Raw genomic sequence first — 14,818 nt, 5'->3', positions numbered from 1 at the left:
GTGAGCCCCCTCAGCCGATCCGCTCGCGGCGGCCGAGGATGCCCTGCGGCCTGACGAGGAGCACGATGATCAGTACGGCGAGCGCGCCGACGCTCTTCAGCTCCGGCGGCACCCAGAGGGTCGAGAGCTGGATGAACAGGCCGACCACGAGGGAGCCGACCAGCGCGCCGAAGGCGGTGCCGAGCCCGCCGAGCGTGACGCCCGCGAAGATGAGCAGCAGGATGTCCTGGCCCATCGTGTACTTCAGGTTCTGCGAGACTCCCAGCATGACGCCCGCGAGCGCGGCGATGGCCGCGCCGACCGTCCAGATGATACGGATGATGCGGTCGACGTTGATGCCGGAGGAGGCGGCCAGCGCCGGGTTGTCGGCCACCGCACGGGCGGCCTTGCCGGTGCGGGTGCGCAGCAGCGCGACGCCCACGATGATGAGGACCGCGAGCTCGATGCCGATGGCGACGAAGTTCTTCGGCGCTGCGGAGATCGGGCCGATCTGGATGCCCGGCTGCGCGGTGTACTGCGCGTAGGCCTCGTTCTGCCCGCCGAACAAGATCAGGTAGGTGTAGCGCAGGAAGAGCGCGACGCCGATCGAGATGATCATCATGGCGATGGTGCCGGTGCCCCGCTTGCGCAGCTGGCCCCAGAAGAAGCGATCTTGCGCGTAGCCGAGCCCGCCGCAGACGATGACGGCCAGCACCGCCGCGGGGATGATGTGGATCCCCATGCCCACGTTGAAGGCGTAGGCCACGATGGCGCCCAGCGTGACGAGCTCGCCGTGGGCGAAGTTGGTCAGGCCGGTCGTGCCGTAGATGAGCGAGAGGCCGAGGGCGGCAAGCGCGATGATCAGGCCGAGGTTGATGCCCTCGAAGGTGAGCTGCGCCGCGGTGTCCCAGAAGGGACTGCCTTCACCGCCTTGCTCCTGGGCGGCCGTGGTGCCCTTGGGCTCGAGCACGAACAGGACGGTCGACATGTTCCCGCTGAATACCGTCGGCGTGCGGACGTTGTTGTTGGCCCTTACCTGGGCATTCGCGGGGAGGGTCTTGACATCCAGGGTGACCTTGTACTTGCCCGGTTTGTCGACCTTCACTTCCCATGTGCCTTGGGCGTTACTTGTAACCTCCTTGACGGGTTTGCCGTCTTCGGTGGTCACGACGATTTTCACGCCGTTCACTGGCTGGCCTTGGAGTTTGAGTGTCCCTCTCAGGCCCTGATCGTCGACCGCCGCTTGGGCGGGGGCAGCGAGCAGGAAGATGAGTCCACCCAGGAAGGCCGTGAACGCGATCACGGCTCTGCGCAATGGTGCTCCCTCAATTAGGTCAAGGCGGGGTTGTGACCCCTCCATCTCGACACGCGGGCATCGCAGGCACAACTGGGATGCTGTGGCGGGAGCTTATTCCGGGAACGCCCGTTTCAGTATCGTTCGTCACCAATTAGTGACGTGGGCGTGTCGCTTGCGTGAGGAAAAAATACGCCAGGTCAGGGGCTAAATCGAGGTAGACGCCTGGCAGGTCCTGACAACGAAGCAATAACGATCTGCTCGTAATGCTTGAGGAGTGGCGGCGAGTCGGCGGGGTGGTCGCGCGCGACGCTTTTCGCCCATGGTGAAGTGGGGGGAGAGACGAGCCCGGGGGATGACCTTTGGGGCCATGTAAGGCTTCCCCGGCCTTACACGTTATCTACTCAGCCTCCCCCGCGGGCTCTGCTGGGGACAACCGTAGCGACCCACGGGGTCGGTGTGCAAAGGGAGGACGGAACTCGCGTGGCGTTCAGCGATCCCGCAGCATACAGGTGAGGCGGGAGGTGCACACCCGTCGTCCCTGGTCATCGGTGATCTCGATGTCGTAGGTGGCCAGCGTTCTGCCGCCGTGCAATCTGGTCGCGACGCCCGTGACGTAGCCGGAGGTCGCCGAGCGGTGGTGGGTGGCGTTGAGCTCGATGCCGACCGCGATCCGATCGGGTCCCGCGTGGATGGCGGCGCCCACCGAGCCCAGGGTCTCGGCCAGCACCGCCGACGCGCCGCCGTGCAGCAGGCCGTACGGCTGGGTGTTGCCCTCGACCGGCATGCGGCCCACGACCCGCTCGGCGCCGGCCTCGACGAACTCGATGCCCATCCGGTGGGGGAGCGTGCCCTCGTGCACCGCGCCGAGAGCGGCGAAGTCGAGGGGGCCGGTCTGCGGTGTCTGCGTCAAGGGCTTGTCTCCAGTCTTCCGAGCTCAGGTTTTCTGTCGCAGATGGAGACTAGGCTTCGGGTGTGCCGAAGAGTGAAGTGACCCCCACCCGACCGAGCCTGCTGCTGCTTGACGGGCACAGCCTGGCGTATCGAGCGTTCTACGCGCTCAAGGACGCCAACCTGATGACCACCGACGGCCAGCACACCGAGGCGGTCTACGGGTTCACGTCCATGCTGACCAACATCCTCCGCGACGAGCAGCCGACCCACGTGGCGGTGGCCTTCGACCGGTCGGAGCCCACGTTCCGGCACGAGGAGTACTCGGAGTACAAGGCCAACCGCAGCGAGACCCCGGAGGACTTCCGCGGCCAGATGCAGCTGATCTTCGAGCTGCTCGACACGCTGCGCATCCCGCGGATGTCCAAGGCCGGGTTCGAGGCCGACGACCTGATCGCCACGCTGGCCACCCGCGCCGCCGCCGAGGGCATGGACGTCCTGATCGTCACCGGTGACCGCGACGCGCTCCAGCTGGTCAACGAGCGGGTCACCGTACTCATGACACGTCGCGGCATCAGCGACATGACGCGCTTCACCCCTGAGGCGGTCTTCGAGAAGTACGAGCTGACGCCGCAGCAGTATCCCGACTTCGCGGCGCTGCGCGGTGACCCCAGCGACAACCTGCTCAGCATCCCCGGCGTGGGGGAGAAGACGGCCGCCAAGTGGGTGCGCGAGTTCGGCTCGCTGACCACGCTGATCGACCGGGTCGACGAGGTCAAGGGCAAGGTCGGCGACAAGCTGCGCGAGCACGTGGCCCAGGTGCTGATGAACCGGCGGCTGACCGAGCTGCTGCGCGACGTCCCGCTCGAGGCCGAGCTGGGCGACCTCACGCAGGGCGCGTGGGACCGCGAGGAGATCAACAAGCTGCTCGACTCGCTGCAGATCCGCGGCGAGCTGCGCGAGCGGCTGTTCAAGGTCCTCGGCACCGGCGAGCAGGAGCCCGAGCAGGGCTTCGAGGTGGAGACCGTCGTCCTCGGCCCCGACCGGGTGGCCGGCTGGCTGTCGGCGCTGCCCGAGGGCCGCGCCGGACTCGCCTTCAAGGGCGTCTACGGCAGCGGCACCGGGCGCGTCGACGCGATCGCCATCGCCGCCCCCGACGGCACGGCCGCCTTCATCGACCCCACCAAGCTGACCGAGGCCGACGAGGCGGCGCTGCGGGAGTGGTTCGCCGACGACGCCAAGCCCAAAGCCGTCCACGACGCCAAGGGGCCGATCCTGGCGCTGTGGGCGCAGGGCATGCAGCTCAACGGGCTCAGCGTCGACACCGCGCTGGCCGCCTACCTGGCCATGCCCGGCCAGCGCACGTTCGCGCTCGAAGACCTGGCCCGCCGCTACCTCAACCGCGACCTGCGGGCCGAGGAAGAGTCCGACGGGCAGGGCGCGCTGTTCGGCGACGACGAGCTCGCCCCCGCCAAGGACCTGGCGCTGCGCGCCCACGCGGTGCTCGAGCTGGCCGGCTCGCTGGAGGAGTTCCTGTCCGGGCGCGGCGGCACCCAGCTGATGGCCGACGTGGAGCTGCCGCTGCTGAGCGTGCTGGCCGAGATGGAGCGGGCGGGCATCGCCGTCGACCCGGAATACTTCGCCTCGCTCGAGGCCGAGTTCGGCGCCGCCGTCAAGCACGCGGTCGAGGAGGCCCACCGGGCCGTCGGCGAGCAGTTCAACCTGGGCTCGCCCAAGCAGCTGCAGGAGATCCTGTTCACCCGGCTCAACCTGCCCAAGACCAAGCGCATCAAGACCGGCTACAGCACCGACGCCGACCAGCTCGCCTGGCTGGCCACGCAGACCGACCACGAGCTGCCCGTGATCATGCTGCGCCACCGCGACCAGACCAAGCTGCGCACCACGGTCGAGGGCCTGATCAAGGAGATCGCCGACGACGGGCGGATCCACACCACCTTCAACCAGATCATCGCCGCCACCGGCCGGTTGTCGTCGGAGAAGCCCAACCTGCAGAACATCCCGATCCGCACCGCCGAGGGCCGCCGCATCCGGCAGGGCTTCACCGTCGGCGAGGGCTACGAGACGCTGCTGACGGCCGACTACAGCCAGATCGAGCTGCGCATCATGGCCCACCTGTCGGGCGACGAGTCGCTCATCGCCGCCTTCGAGTCCGGCCACGACTTCCACGCCGCCACCGCCTCGCGCGTCTTCGACCTGCCGCCCGAGCAGATCGACAGCGAGCTGCGCGCCCGCATCAAGGCCATGAACTACGGCCTGGCCTACGGCCTGTCCGACTTCGGCCTGTCCGGGCAGCTCAACATCCCGGTCGCCGAGGCGCGCGCGCTGAAGGAGGAGTACTTCCAGGAGTTCGGCGGCGTGCGCGACTTCCTGCAGGCCATCGTCGCCCAGGCCCGCACCGACGGCTACACCGAGACCATCATGGGCCGCCGCCGCTACCTGCCGGACCTGACCAGCGACAACCGCCAGCGCCGCGAGATGGCCGAGCGCATGGCCCTCAACGCGCCCATACAGGGCTCGGCCGCCGACATCATCAAGGTCGCCATGCTCAACGTACGGCAGGCCATCGGCGAGGAGGGGCTCCGCTCGCGCATGCTCCTCCAGGTCCACGACGAACTCGTCTTCGAAGTGGTGCCCGGCGAGCTCGACGCCCTCACCCACCTCGTCCGCGACCAGATGAACGCCGCCTACCACCTCCGCGTCCCCCTGGAGGTCTCCGTAGGCTCCGGCCGCACCTGGGAGGACGCCGGCCACTAGGGGCATGGTCCTCGCCTCCGGCTCGGGCTGTTCGACCAAAGGCGGGGGCTCTGCCCCCGCACCCCCCAAAGGCCCGAGCCAAAGCTCGGACTGTGCCTCCTTGAAGGCCCACCCGAACCCCACCTGGACCACCACCCGCCTGACGCCCACCCCGAGGCGGGAGGCGATGGGGCGACAGTGCTCGAGGCGGGTGGGCATGGCACCTCGTCTGCGCGGCGCGCGCTGAGGCACCTAGACATCGATCCCACGAGCGGCAAGGATCTCTCGCCACGGCCTCCCTTGAGCAAGAGGTTCGCCTGCCAGAGCTTGGTCGGCCCGGACGTGCATCTGGCGGCGTCCTTCGGGATCCTGCGCGGTGTCACACGCGGAGATCCACCAGCGGTGCACGAAGGCGTTGAGCGCTCCAAGATCCAGGCTCCCCCTTACCTCGTCAAGCACAGCCTTCAGCCCGGCGTCAAAGCTTCGAGATCCTCCGGGACGACCAGCGCGGCACGAATAGCCCGCAGGTTCCCTTCAAGCAGCGGAACACCGGCGGAGATGGAGTCCTGCGGCTCTGTGGTCATGCCCTGTTCCCTTCCCTCTCCCATGGAGCGCGGAGCAGCCGGTCGTATGCGGGTGGGCTTCATGTTCACCTCAGCGGGTCGCCAGTTGGGCTCGTGGGCGATGATGGCGCGCTCGAGACTTGCCTTGGCGGGAGGCGCTTGTGGGGTTGCCAGGCCGGAGTGCGCGGGACGGGCGAGGGGTGGGCGGCACGAGTGGCCTTGAGGCTGGTGGTCATGGGGGTGGGGTGACGAGGTGGGATTCGTAGGCGGTGATGACGAGCTGGACGCGGTCTCGGGCGTTCAGCTTGGTGAGGAGGCTGGCCACGTGGGCCTTGGCCGTGCCGGGGCTGATGTGGAGGTGGGCGGCGATCTCCGCGTTCGACAGGCCGCGGCTCACCAGCATGAGGACTTCGCGTTCGCGGGCCGTGACGCCGTCGAGCGTTCGCGTGCGGGGAACCGGGCGGGTGGCGAAGTGTTCGATGAGGCGGCGGGTGACGCCGGGGGCGATCAGGGCGTCGCCGGCGGCGACCACGTGGACGGCCGTGAGGATGTCGTCCAGCGCCATGTCCTTGACCAGGAAGCCGCTCGCGCCCGCGCGCAGCGAGGCGTAGACGTTGTCGTCGTCGTCGAACGTGGTCAGGATGACGACCCGGGTCTCCGGAGTGCCTGAGGTGATCAGCTGGGTGGCCTCGATGCCGTCCATGCCGGGCATGCGGATGTCCATGACCACCACGTCCGGGCGCAGGTCCCTGGCCAGGTGGACCGCCTCGGCGCCGGTACCCGCCTCGCCCACGACCTCGACGTCGTGGGTGTCGGCGATGACCATGCGCAGGCCCGCGCGTATCAGGGGCTGGTCGTCGGCCAGGACGACGCGGATGGTCATCGGGGCTCCGCGGGAATGGGCAGGCGGGCGACGACCCGGAAGCCGCCCTCCGGGCGCGGGCCGGCGGTCAGGTCGCCGTTGAGCAGGGCGGCCCGCTCGCGCATGCCGGGGATGCCGTGCCCGGTTCCTGCCTCGCCGGCGGGAAGGGCGCCCGGCAGGGCGTCGTTGGTGATGTCGAGGTTCAGGTCAGTTTCTCCGTAGTCGATCGTCACGCGGCAGCGGCCGGTTCGCGCGTGGCGGACCACGTTCGTCACGGACTCCTGAACGATGCGGAACGCCGACTGGTCGACGGACGCGGGCAGGGGCCGCCGGTCGCCGAGCCAGCGGACGTCCACCTTGACGCCCGCGGCGGCGGTCGTGTCGGCCAGCCGTACGACATCGGAAAGGCCGACCGGCGGGGCGGGGTCCGCGTCGGGGCGGCGCAGGACGGCGAGCATGCGGCGCAGGCCGCCGAGCGTCTCGCGGCTGGTGGTCTCGATGGCGGCCAGCGCGTCGCGGGCCTGCGCCGGTTGGGTGTCGATGACCCGGCGTCCCGCGCCCGCCTGGATGGCGATGATGCCGATGCTGTGGGCGACCATGTCGTGCAGCTCGCGTGCGATGCGGAGCCGCTCCGCCGTGACGGCCTGGGTCCGCAGGGCCTCGCCGTACGCGCGGCGCTGGCGGACCGAGGCGCCGGTCATCCACGCGACCAGCACGCTCAGCGCGATCAGCGCCGTCAGCGCGAGGAAGCCCGGCGCGAACGCGCGCTGCGAGTCGCCGCCGCTCCACAGGTCGAGCTGCCACGCGGCCTGCTGTACGGCGAACGTCGCCGCCGCGGCCGCCATCCCCGCACGGCGGGAGGCGGTGGCCGTGACGAGCATGACCAGGGCGTCCGTCACCAGGAACAGCGGCCAGGTCCGCACAGCGGGCGCCAGCAGCGCTACGGCGGCTGCCAGCTCGGCCAGCATCACCGCGAGCACGACCGGCGGATGCCGCCGTGCCCAGCCGAGGGGGAGCGCCAGGGCGACGGACAGGTCCGCCAGCAGCCAGCCACCCAGAATGCGCGGCATCGCGCCCTCACCGGCGAACACCCTGCGCACGCGCTCCGGCAGCATGCCCTCCACCAGCGCGCTGTAGAGCATCAGCGCGAACGCGGCCACCGCGCACCAGGTGAGCACGGTCCACGCGGCCTGGGGTATCCGTTGCAGCAGGGGAGGCCGGGGCGGGTCGTCGTGCACGGGACCGATGGTAGCCAGCAGGCCTGACGGCGGGCATCGGCCCTCAGGCCTATGCCCACAGGCCAGTGCGAACGAGCCCGTGGCCAGATGTGCGCCGCGTCTGGCCTGCGAGAACGTTCACGGCGTGATCGAAGTCAACGGATTGACCAAGCGCTACGGCGACGTGCCGGCCGTGAACGGGCTGACGTTCACGGTGCGTCCCGGGCACGTCACCGGCTTCCTCGGCCCGAACGGAGCAGGCAAGAGCACCACGCTGCGCATGATCCTCGGTCTGAACAGGCCCACGTCGGGCACCGCCACCGTCGACGGCCGGCCGTTCACCCGCCACCGGACCGGGCTGCGGCACGTCGGAGCGCTGCTGGACGCGGGCGACGTGCACGGCGGACGCACCGCGCAGGCGCACCTGCACGCGCTGGCCCGCAGCAACGGGCTGCCACGCCGCCGCGTCGGCGAGGTCCTGAGCGAGGTGGGACTCGCCGGTGCGGCGCGGCGGCGCATCGGCGGGTTCTCGCTCGGGATGCGGCAGCGGCTCGGCATCGCGACCGCGCTGCTGGGCGATCCGCCCGTGCTGCTGTTCGACGAGCCGATCAACGGGCTCGACCCGGAGGGGGTGCGCTGGGTGCGCGGCCTGTTCCGCCGCCTGGCGGGGGAGGGACGGACGGTGCTCGTCTCCAGCCACCTGATGAGCGAGATGGAGAACACCGCCGACCGGCTCGTCGTCATCGGCAGGGGCGAGCTGATCGCCGAGGCGAGCCTCGCCGAGTTCGCGGCGCGAGGCACCGGCACCCGGGTCGTCGTGCGCACGCCGGACCCCGGCGAGCTGGCGGCCGTGCTGACCCTGGCGGGCGGCTCGGTGTGGCGCGACGACGACGGCGGCCTCGCGGTGACCGGGTTGAGCGCGGCCCGCATCGGGGAACTGGCGTTCGAGCGGCGGATCATGCTGCACGAGCTCACCACCAGGACGGCCTCGCTCGAGGAGGCGTTCATGGAGCTCACCGGCGACCGGGTGGAGTACCTGGCGGGTGAGCGCGGTTGACCGGGCGCCTGCGTGACCTGGTCGCCGCCGAGTGGATCAAACTCTGGTCGCTGCGCTCCACCCGGTGGGTGATCGGGCTCGGCGTGCTCGTCATGATCGGAATATCCGTCCAGCGCGCCGTCGACAGCTACAACGCCTGGCCGAGCTTCACTCCGATGGAGAAGGCCCACTTCGACCCGATGACCCTGGCGCTCAACGGCTTCGGCGCGGTCCTCCTCGTGATCGGTGCGGGCAGCCTCGGCGCGCTGGCCGTCGTCGGCGAGTACGCCAGCGGCCTGATCCGCACCACGCTCATCGCCGTCCCCGCCCGCCATCGCGTGGTGGCGGCCAAGGTCGTGGTCGTGGCGGGCGTCATGCTCACCGTGGGCGCGCTCGTCGCCGTGGCCACCTTCGAGGTGAGCCAGGCCATCATGGCGGGCCGCGGGATGGGGCTGTCACTCGGCGACCCGGGAGTGCCGCGCGTCATCGCGGCGAACGCGCTGCTCGCACCCGTGTCCGCGCTCGTCGGCATGGGCCTCGGGGCGCTGCTACGGCACACCGCGGGGACGGTCGTTGCGGTCTGCGCCCTGCTGGTGGTCCTGCCGATGTCCTTCAAGCCCAACGTCCACCAGTGGGTCAACGACCTGTACGGACTGTTCCCCTTCTACGTCTGGCGGACGTGCCTGTCGCTGACGGATCCCCGCGACAGCCCCGCCCTGCCCACGGTCACCGGATCGTGGCTGGTCTTCGCGCTGTGGCCGCTCGCCGCGGCGCTCATCGCCCTGCTCGCCGTCCGCCACCGCGACGTCTGAGCCGTTTCGAGAGAGGTAATCCCATGGATATTCGTTCGATCCCCGCGCTGCTCGCCGCGGGACTGCTGGCGGCCACGGCACCCGCCCCCGCCGTACCGAAGCCCGCCGTGCGAACGCCCGCCGTACAGCCCGAGCTGCCCAGGCCGACGGGGTCGCGTGCGGTGGGGCGCGACACGCTGTACCTCGTCGACAAGAGCCGCAGGGACCCGTGGGTGGCGACCGCGGCGGCGCGTGAGCTGATGGTGTCGATGTACTACCCGGCGAAGAAGGGCACGGGCACCGCCGCGCCGTACATGACGGTGGAAGAGGCCAAGCTGCTCCTGCAGCTCAAGGCGCCGCAGGCGAACATCCCCGCCGAGGTGGTGAAGAACGTGCGCACCTACGCCCGTCAGGGCGCTCGCCCGGCCGCGGGCAGGTTCCCGCTGGTGGTGCTCTCACCTGGCCTGACGCTGCCGCGCGCCACGCTGACGGGGCTCGCGGAGGACCTGGCCAGCCGCGGATACGTGGTCGCGCAGGTCGAGCACCCCTACGAGTCGGCGGGCACGAGCTTCCCCGACGGCCGGACGGTCGCCTGCGTGATCTGCGAGAAGCCTCCTGCGGGCGGACCTCCGGCCATCGCACGAAGCAGGGCCAAGGACGTCTCGTTCGTCATCGACGAGCTGGCCTCCTGGCGAAACGCCCGGATGGTCGACCTCAAGCGGATCGGCATGGTGGGACACTCCATCGGCGGCAACGCCGCGGCCACCACCATGGTGGCCGACCGCCGCGTGCGGGCAGGGGTGAACATGGACGGCACGTTCTACGCGCCCGTCACCCCGACGAAGCAAGCCTTCCTGCTGCTCGGCACCGAGTCCGAGCACAGTCCGGGCAAGGACGAGACCTGGGACCGCGACTGGAAGAGCCTGCACGGCTGGAAGCGCTGGCTCACCGTCAAGAACACCGACCACGCCAGCTTCGAGGACCTGCCCGTCCTGCAGGCGCAGCTCGGCCTGCCAGGCGCGAGCCAGGCCGCCGCCGAGCGAGCCATGGAGATCACCCGCACCTACGTCGGGGCCTTCCTCGACCTGCAACTCAAGGGGAGGAAGCAGCCCGTGCTCGACGGCCCGACCAAGCACGACCCGGAAGTGGTCTTCCAGAACCCGCGATAGGGCGCGTATATCCCGCGTACGGCGGGGCAGCCGGACATATCCTGAGACGTACTTTCGCCGAGCTGCCGGGAGTTGTGTGCCTTCTTCAGCGTCACTCGCGCGGATCATCGGCATCGCGAACATCGCGGTGATGATCGTGGCAGTCGTCGGGCTGATCCTGTTGCCTTCGGCCGGCCGGCCGGGGTCCGTGCCGCTGGCCGCGGCGCGGACCCCGTTACCCGGTACGCCGCATGCCGCGGCCTCGCCGCAGCCCGTCAGCACGACGCCGCCGGGGGTGGAGGCGACCCCGGAGTTCGCCAGGCAGATCAGGGCCAACGAGGCGGGGCTGGTGCCGGTGCTGATGTACCACCGGATCATCAAGAAGCGCCAGGCCTCCATCGACCGGACCCCCGCGCAGCTCAAGCAGGAGCTGGAGACGCTGGCCAAACAGGGCTACGTGCCCGTCACAGCCAGGGAGTTCGCCACCGGCACCATGCCGGTGCCCGCGGGGCGCTACCCCGTGGTGCTCACCTTCGACGACGGGCAGCCCAGTCATTTCGGGCTGGACGCGAACGGCGCGCCCGTCAAGGACACCGCCGTCGACATCATCCTGCGGGTGGCCGCCGAGTACCCCTCCTTCCGGCCCGTGGCCACGTTCTGGATCAACCGGACGCCGTTCGGGCTGCAGGATCAGAACCAGCAGGCCACGGCCGTGCAGTGGCTGGTGAACCACGGCTTCGAGGTGGCCAACCACACCTGGTCGCACGCCGACCTGGCCGTGATCTCGAAGAAGAAGGTGCGCGAGCAGATCGTCAGGCTCGCACGGCTGCTGAAGAAGCTCGGGGCGCCCCCGGCCGAGACCCTGGCCCTGCCGTACGGGGCGATGCCGCACCCGCGCAAGATCGCGCGCAGCGGCACTTGGGACGGAACCTCCTACAGCTTTGCCGGGGTTTTCCTTGCGGGGGCCGAGCCCTCGGTTTCGCCCTTCGCGAAGGCCTTCGATCCGCTGGCGATCCAGCGGATCCAGAGCAACGGCATGAAGGGCGAGTGCCGCAAATGGTGCTCCCAGCACTGGCTGGAGTGGCTGAACAAGCACCCTGGCTGGCGGTATGTCTCCGACGGGGACCCGAACCGGATATCCGTGCCCGCCAAACTTCGAGGTAATATCGATCCAAAGCGGAGACCCCAGGTCAACGCCTATTAGCCGCGGCGTTTACGCCGCCCGGATTGACCACGCCCGCCAGGTCTCATATGCTGATCGCTGCGCTGTGGGCTCGCGCGCGCCTCAGACGGAGCGGGCTCGCGCTCGGTCACGTCGATGTCGTAATTCCTCGGCTTGATGCGGAAGAGGGCCTGCCGCGCGTTCGCCACATCGACATCTGTCCGCGTTCGGAGCAATTCCACACATGACGAGCAGCACCGAGGCCACCTCGAGCACCCCGCAGGTAGCGGTCAACGACATCGGGTCCGAGGAAGCCTTCCTCGCAGCGATCGACGAGACCATCAAGTACTTCAACGACGGCGACATTGTCGAGGGCACCGTCGTCAAGGTCGATCGGGACGAGGTCCTTCTCGATATCGGCTACAAGACCGAGGGCGTCATCCCTTCGCGTGAGCTCTCGATCAAGCACGACGTGGATCCGGCGGATGTCGTCGAAGTCGGCGAGCATGTCGAGGCCCTGGTTCTCCAGAAGGAGGACAAGGAGGGTCGCCTGATCCTGTCCAAGAAGCGCGCCCAGTACGAGCGCGCCTGGGGCACGATCGAGAAGATCAAGGACGAGGACGGGATCGTCACCGGTACCGTCATCGAGGTCGTCAAGGGTGGTCTCATCCTCGACATCGGCCTGCGCGGCTTCCTGCCGGCGTCCCTGGTCGAGATGCGCCGTGTCCGCGACCTGCAGCCGTACGTCGGCCGCGAGCTCGAGGCCAAGATCATCGAGCTGGACAAGAACCGCAACAACGTGGTCCTGTCCCGCCGTGCCTGGCTTGAGCAGACGCAGTCCGAGGTCCGCCAGACCTTCCTCAACACCCTGCAGAAGGGCCAGGTCCGCAAGGGCGTCGTGTCCTCGATCGTCAACTTCGGTGCCTTCGTGGACCTGGGTGGCGTCGACGGTCTGGTCCACGTGTCCGAGCTGTCCTGGAAGCACATCGATCACCCGTCCGAGGTCGTCGAGGTCGGCCAGGAGGTCACCGTCGAGGTTCTCGACGTGGACATGGAGCGCGAGCGCGTCAGCCTCTCGCTCAAGGCCACGCAGGAAGACCCGTGGCAGCAGTTCGCCCGCACCCACCAGATCGGCCAGGTCGTCCCCGGCCGGGTCACCAAGCTGGTGCCGTTCGGCGCGTTCGTCCGGGTCGAAGAGGGCATCGAGGGCCTGGTCCACATCTCCGAGCTGGCCGAGCGCCACGTGGAGATCCCGGAGCAGGTCGTCCAGGTCGGCGACGAGATCTTCGTGAAGATCATCGACATCGACCTCGACCGCCGTCGCATCAGCCTGTCGCTGAAGCAGGCCAACGAGGGTGTCGGCACCGAGGTCGAGTTCGACCCGACGCTGTACGGCATGGCCGCCACCTACGACGACCAGGGCAACTACATCTACCCCGAGGGCTTCGACCCGGAGACGGGCGAGTGGCTCGAGGGCTTCGACAAGCAGCGTGAGGAGTGGGAGCGCCAGTACGCCGAGGCGCAGACCCGCTTCGAGGCGCACAAGAAGCAGATCGAGGAGGCCCGCAAGGCCGAGGCCGAGGCGGGCGAGGAAGCTCCCTCGTCCTACTCGGGTGAGACCCAGGCGCCGTCCACCTCGTCGTCGGCTCCGGCCAGCGGCGCGCTCGCCTCTGACGAGGCTCTCGCGGCTCTGCGCGAGAAGCTCGCCGGCGGTCAGAGCTGATCTGAGCAACGCCTGAAGAGGCCCCGCACTCCGGTGCGGGGCCTCTTTTTTGCTTCCTGTACGGCAGGCCACCCCACCGCCACCCGCCGCACGGGGCCGGGCCCCGTCCAGGGAGACGCCACTCCAGCAGGACCTGGCCGGGCGCCGTGACGACGCCCGGCGACCCGCCTGGCGGGTTACTGGGTCGCGTCCCGCATGAGCCCGTACAGCCCCTCGGCCAGCGCGGCGTCACCCTCGACGCGCAGGCCGTCGGCGGGGCCGCGGCGCCAGAGCCACAGCAGGAGGTCCTGGGGAGAACCCGTGATGGTGACGTCGGCGGGCCCCGCGGCGGAGGTGACCTCGGCTCCCGTGGCGGCCGGCCGTACGACCCAGTGCCGGTCGCCCGCGGAGAGGGCGATCGCGCGGCCGGACAGGGCCGGGAGGGCGTCGCCGAAGTCCTCCGGCCAGCCGGTCGAGGCGAAGGCGAGGAAGGTCACCAGCACCTCGTCGATCCCGTCGACGGCGAGATCATCAGGAATGCCGGAAACGCCGGCTCCGCGGGCGAGTTCGGCGTCGACGCGATGGATGACCGTCTCGTGCGCCATCCGCCGGATCCAGAAGCCGACCGACTGGTCCGGGTCGTACCACGTCAGCGCCTTGGTGCCGGGATCGTGGGCGGTGAGCTCGCCCAGCAGGTCCGCCAGGAAGCGGTCCAGGACCGCCAGCGGCTCCTCACCGGACAGGTCCGGCGGCCAGGGGGAGGGCCAGGCGCCCTGGCGGATCGTCTCCGCCTTGTGCAGATAGACCGTGGCCACATGGTTCACCAGGTCGGTCGCCGTCCAGCCGGGACAGCTCGGCACGGCCGCGGTCAGATCCGCGGCGGCGGCCGCGCGCAGCAGCGCCGCGTCGGCCCGCAGGCAATCAAGGTATCGAGCGCTTCGCATGGGCCGAGCTAACCATAGACTGCCCCGATGGAGATCGAACGGGCGGTGACGGCGGACGCGGGGGAGATCCTCACCCTGCAGCGGGCGGCGTACGTGAGCGAGGCCCAGCTCTACGGCGACCCGTTCATCGCGCCGCTGGTGGAGTCGGCCGAGCAGGTTCGCAAGGCCATCGACAACGCGACCGTGCTCAAGGCCACCGAGGCCGGGCGGATCGTCGGCGCCGTGCGCGGGCAACTGGCCGGCACGACGTGCCTGGTCGGGAGGCTCGTCGTCGCGCCCGACCGGCAGGGTGCGGGGATCGGCACCGCGCTGCTGACCGCGCTGCACGAGCAGGTGCCGGAGGCGACCGCGTTCGACCTGTTCACCGGGCACCTGTCCGAAGGCAACCTCCGCCTCTACCGGAGACTGGGATACCGGGAGACACACCGGGAACGGATGGACGACCATCTCACTCTGGTGCACATGCGGCGATAAG

At 69.7% G+C, this 14,818-nt stretch carries 13 protein-coding genes; 7 read left to right on the top strand and 6 right to left on the bottom strand.

Going from position 1 to position 14,818, the window contains the following annotated elements:
• Positions 1 to 10 precede the first annotated feature (10 nt).
• Entirely contained in the window at positions 11 to 1,339 is a 1,329-nt protein-coding gene (locus tag KIK09_RS05535; protein WP_250572520.1) for a branched-chain amino acid ABC transporter permease, read from the bottom strand.
• A 424-nt stretch (positions 1,340 to 1,763) separates the two neighbouring features.
• On the bottom strand, positions 1,764 to 2,108 hold the full coding sequence (locus KIK09_RS05530) for a PaaI family thioesterase (protein WP_214318048.1): 345 nt from the start codon (positions 2,106 to 2,108) through the stop codon (positions 1,764 to 1,766).
• Between the two features lie 140 nt (positions 2,109 to 2,248).
• On the opposite strand from KIK09_RS05530, the gene polA reads away from it, so the two are divergent.
• Positions 2,249 to 4,939, top strand: coding sequence for a DNA polymerase I (gene polA / locus KIK09_RS05525; RefSeq protein ID WP_214317509.1), 2,691 nt, complete (start codon positions 2,249 to 2,251; stop codon positions 4,937 to 4,939).
• A 231-nt stretch (positions 4,940 to 5,170) separates the two neighbouring features.
• Here the strand turns inward: polA and KIK09_RS57410 are convergent, their stop codons facing one another.
• From KIK09_RS57410 to KIK09_RS59910, 3 genes are all read right to left on the bottom strand, one after another.
• Complete coding sequence (locus tag KIK09_RS57410; protein WP_308163938.1) at positions 5,171 to 5,377, bottom strand: DUF6247 family protein; 207 nt, start codon at positions 5,375 to 5,377, stop codon at positions 5,171 to 5,173.
• A gap of 336 nt (positions 5,378 to 5,713) precedes the next feature.
• Complete coding sequence (locus tag KIK09_RS05515; RefSeq protein WP_214317508.1) at positions 5,714 to 6,364, bottom strand: response regulator; 651 nt, start codon at positions 6,362 to 6,364, stop codon at positions 5,714 to 5,716.
• The gene (locus tag KIK09_RS59910) at positions 6,361 to 7,581 is read right to left on the bottom strand and encodes a sensor histidine kinase (RefSeq protein WP_214317507.1); all 1,221 of its coding nucleotides are present in this window, start codon (positions 7,579 to 7,581) and stop codon (positions 6,361 to 6,363) included. The genes KIK09_RS05515 and KIK09_RS59910 overlap by 4 nt, the downstream gene beginning before the upstream one ends.
• Before the next feature lie 124 nt (positions 7,582 to 7,705).
• Between KIK09_RS59910 and KIK09_RS05505 the strand changes: the two genes are divergently transcribed.
• The 5 genes from KIK09_RS05505 to rpsA all read left to right on the top strand — a co-directional run bounded on the left by KIK09_RS05505 (position 7,706) and on the right by rpsA (position 13,420).
• A complete protein-coding gene (locus tag KIK09_RS05505; RefSeq protein WP_214317506.1) occupies positions 7,706 to 8,617 on the top strand; it encodes an ABC transporter ATP-binding protein in 912 nt (303 codons plus the stop codon).
• Positions 8,614 to 9,408: an ABC-2 transporter permease gene (locus tag KIK09_RS05500; protein WP_214317505.1), complete on the top strand. Its 795-nt coding sequence runs from the start codon at positions 8,614 to 8,616 to the stop codon at positions 9,406 to 9,408. The genes KIK09_RS05505 and KIK09_RS05500 overlap by 4 nt, the downstream gene beginning before the upstream one ends.
• 23 nt (positions 9,409 to 9,431) lie before the next feature.
• Positions 9,432 to 10,556: an alpha/beta hydrolase family protein gene (locus tag KIK09_RS05495; RefSeq protein ID WP_214317504.1), complete on the top strand. Its 1,125-nt coding sequence runs from the start codon at positions 9,432 to 9,434 to the stop codon at positions 10,554 to 10,556.
• A gap of 130 nt (positions 10,557 to 10,686) precedes the next feature.
• Complete coding sequence (locus KIK09_RS05490) at positions 10,687 to 11,739, top strand: polysaccharide deacetylase family protein (RefSeq protein WP_214317503.1); 1,053 nt, start codon at positions 10,687 to 10,689, stop codon at positions 11,737 to 11,739.
• A 202-nt stretch (positions 11,740 to 11,941) separates the two neighbouring features.
• The gene (rpsA, locus tag KIK09_RS05485) at positions 11,942 to 13,420 is read left to right on the top strand and encodes a 30S ribosomal protein S1 (protein ID WP_214317502.1); all 1,479 of its coding nucleotides are present in this window, start codon (positions 11,942 to 11,944) and stop codon (positions 13,418 to 13,420) included.
• Between the two features lie 176 nt (positions 13,421 to 13,596).
• On the opposite strand, the gene KIK09_RS05480 is transcribed toward rpsA, so the two are convergent.
• On the bottom strand, positions 13,597 to 14,343 hold the full coding sequence (locus KIK09_RS05480; protein WP_214317501.1) for a maleylpyruvate isomerase family mycothiol-dependent enzyme: 747 nt from the start codon (positions 14,341 to 14,343) through the stop codon (positions 13,597 to 13,599).
• Between the two features lie 27 nt (positions 14,344 to 14,370).
• Here KIK09_RS05480 and KIK09_RS05475 point away from each other — a divergent pair, with 27 nt between their 5' ends.
• A complete protein-coding gene (locus KIK09_RS05475) occupies positions 14,371 to 14,817 on the top strand; it encodes a GNAT family N-acetyltransferase (protein ID WP_214317500.1) in 447 nt (148 codons plus the stop codon).
• Position 14,818: the final 1 nt, after the last annotated feature.

Source organism: Nonomuraea sediminis, from assembly GCF_018531495.1.
In the GTDB taxonomy this organism is placed as follows: Bacteria; Actinomycetota; Actinomycetes; order Streptosporangiales; family Streptosporangiaceae; genus Nonomuraea; species Nonomuraea sediminis.
Note: the sequence above shows the minus strand (reverse complement) of the source record. Positions and strands in the feature narration are given on the sequence as shown.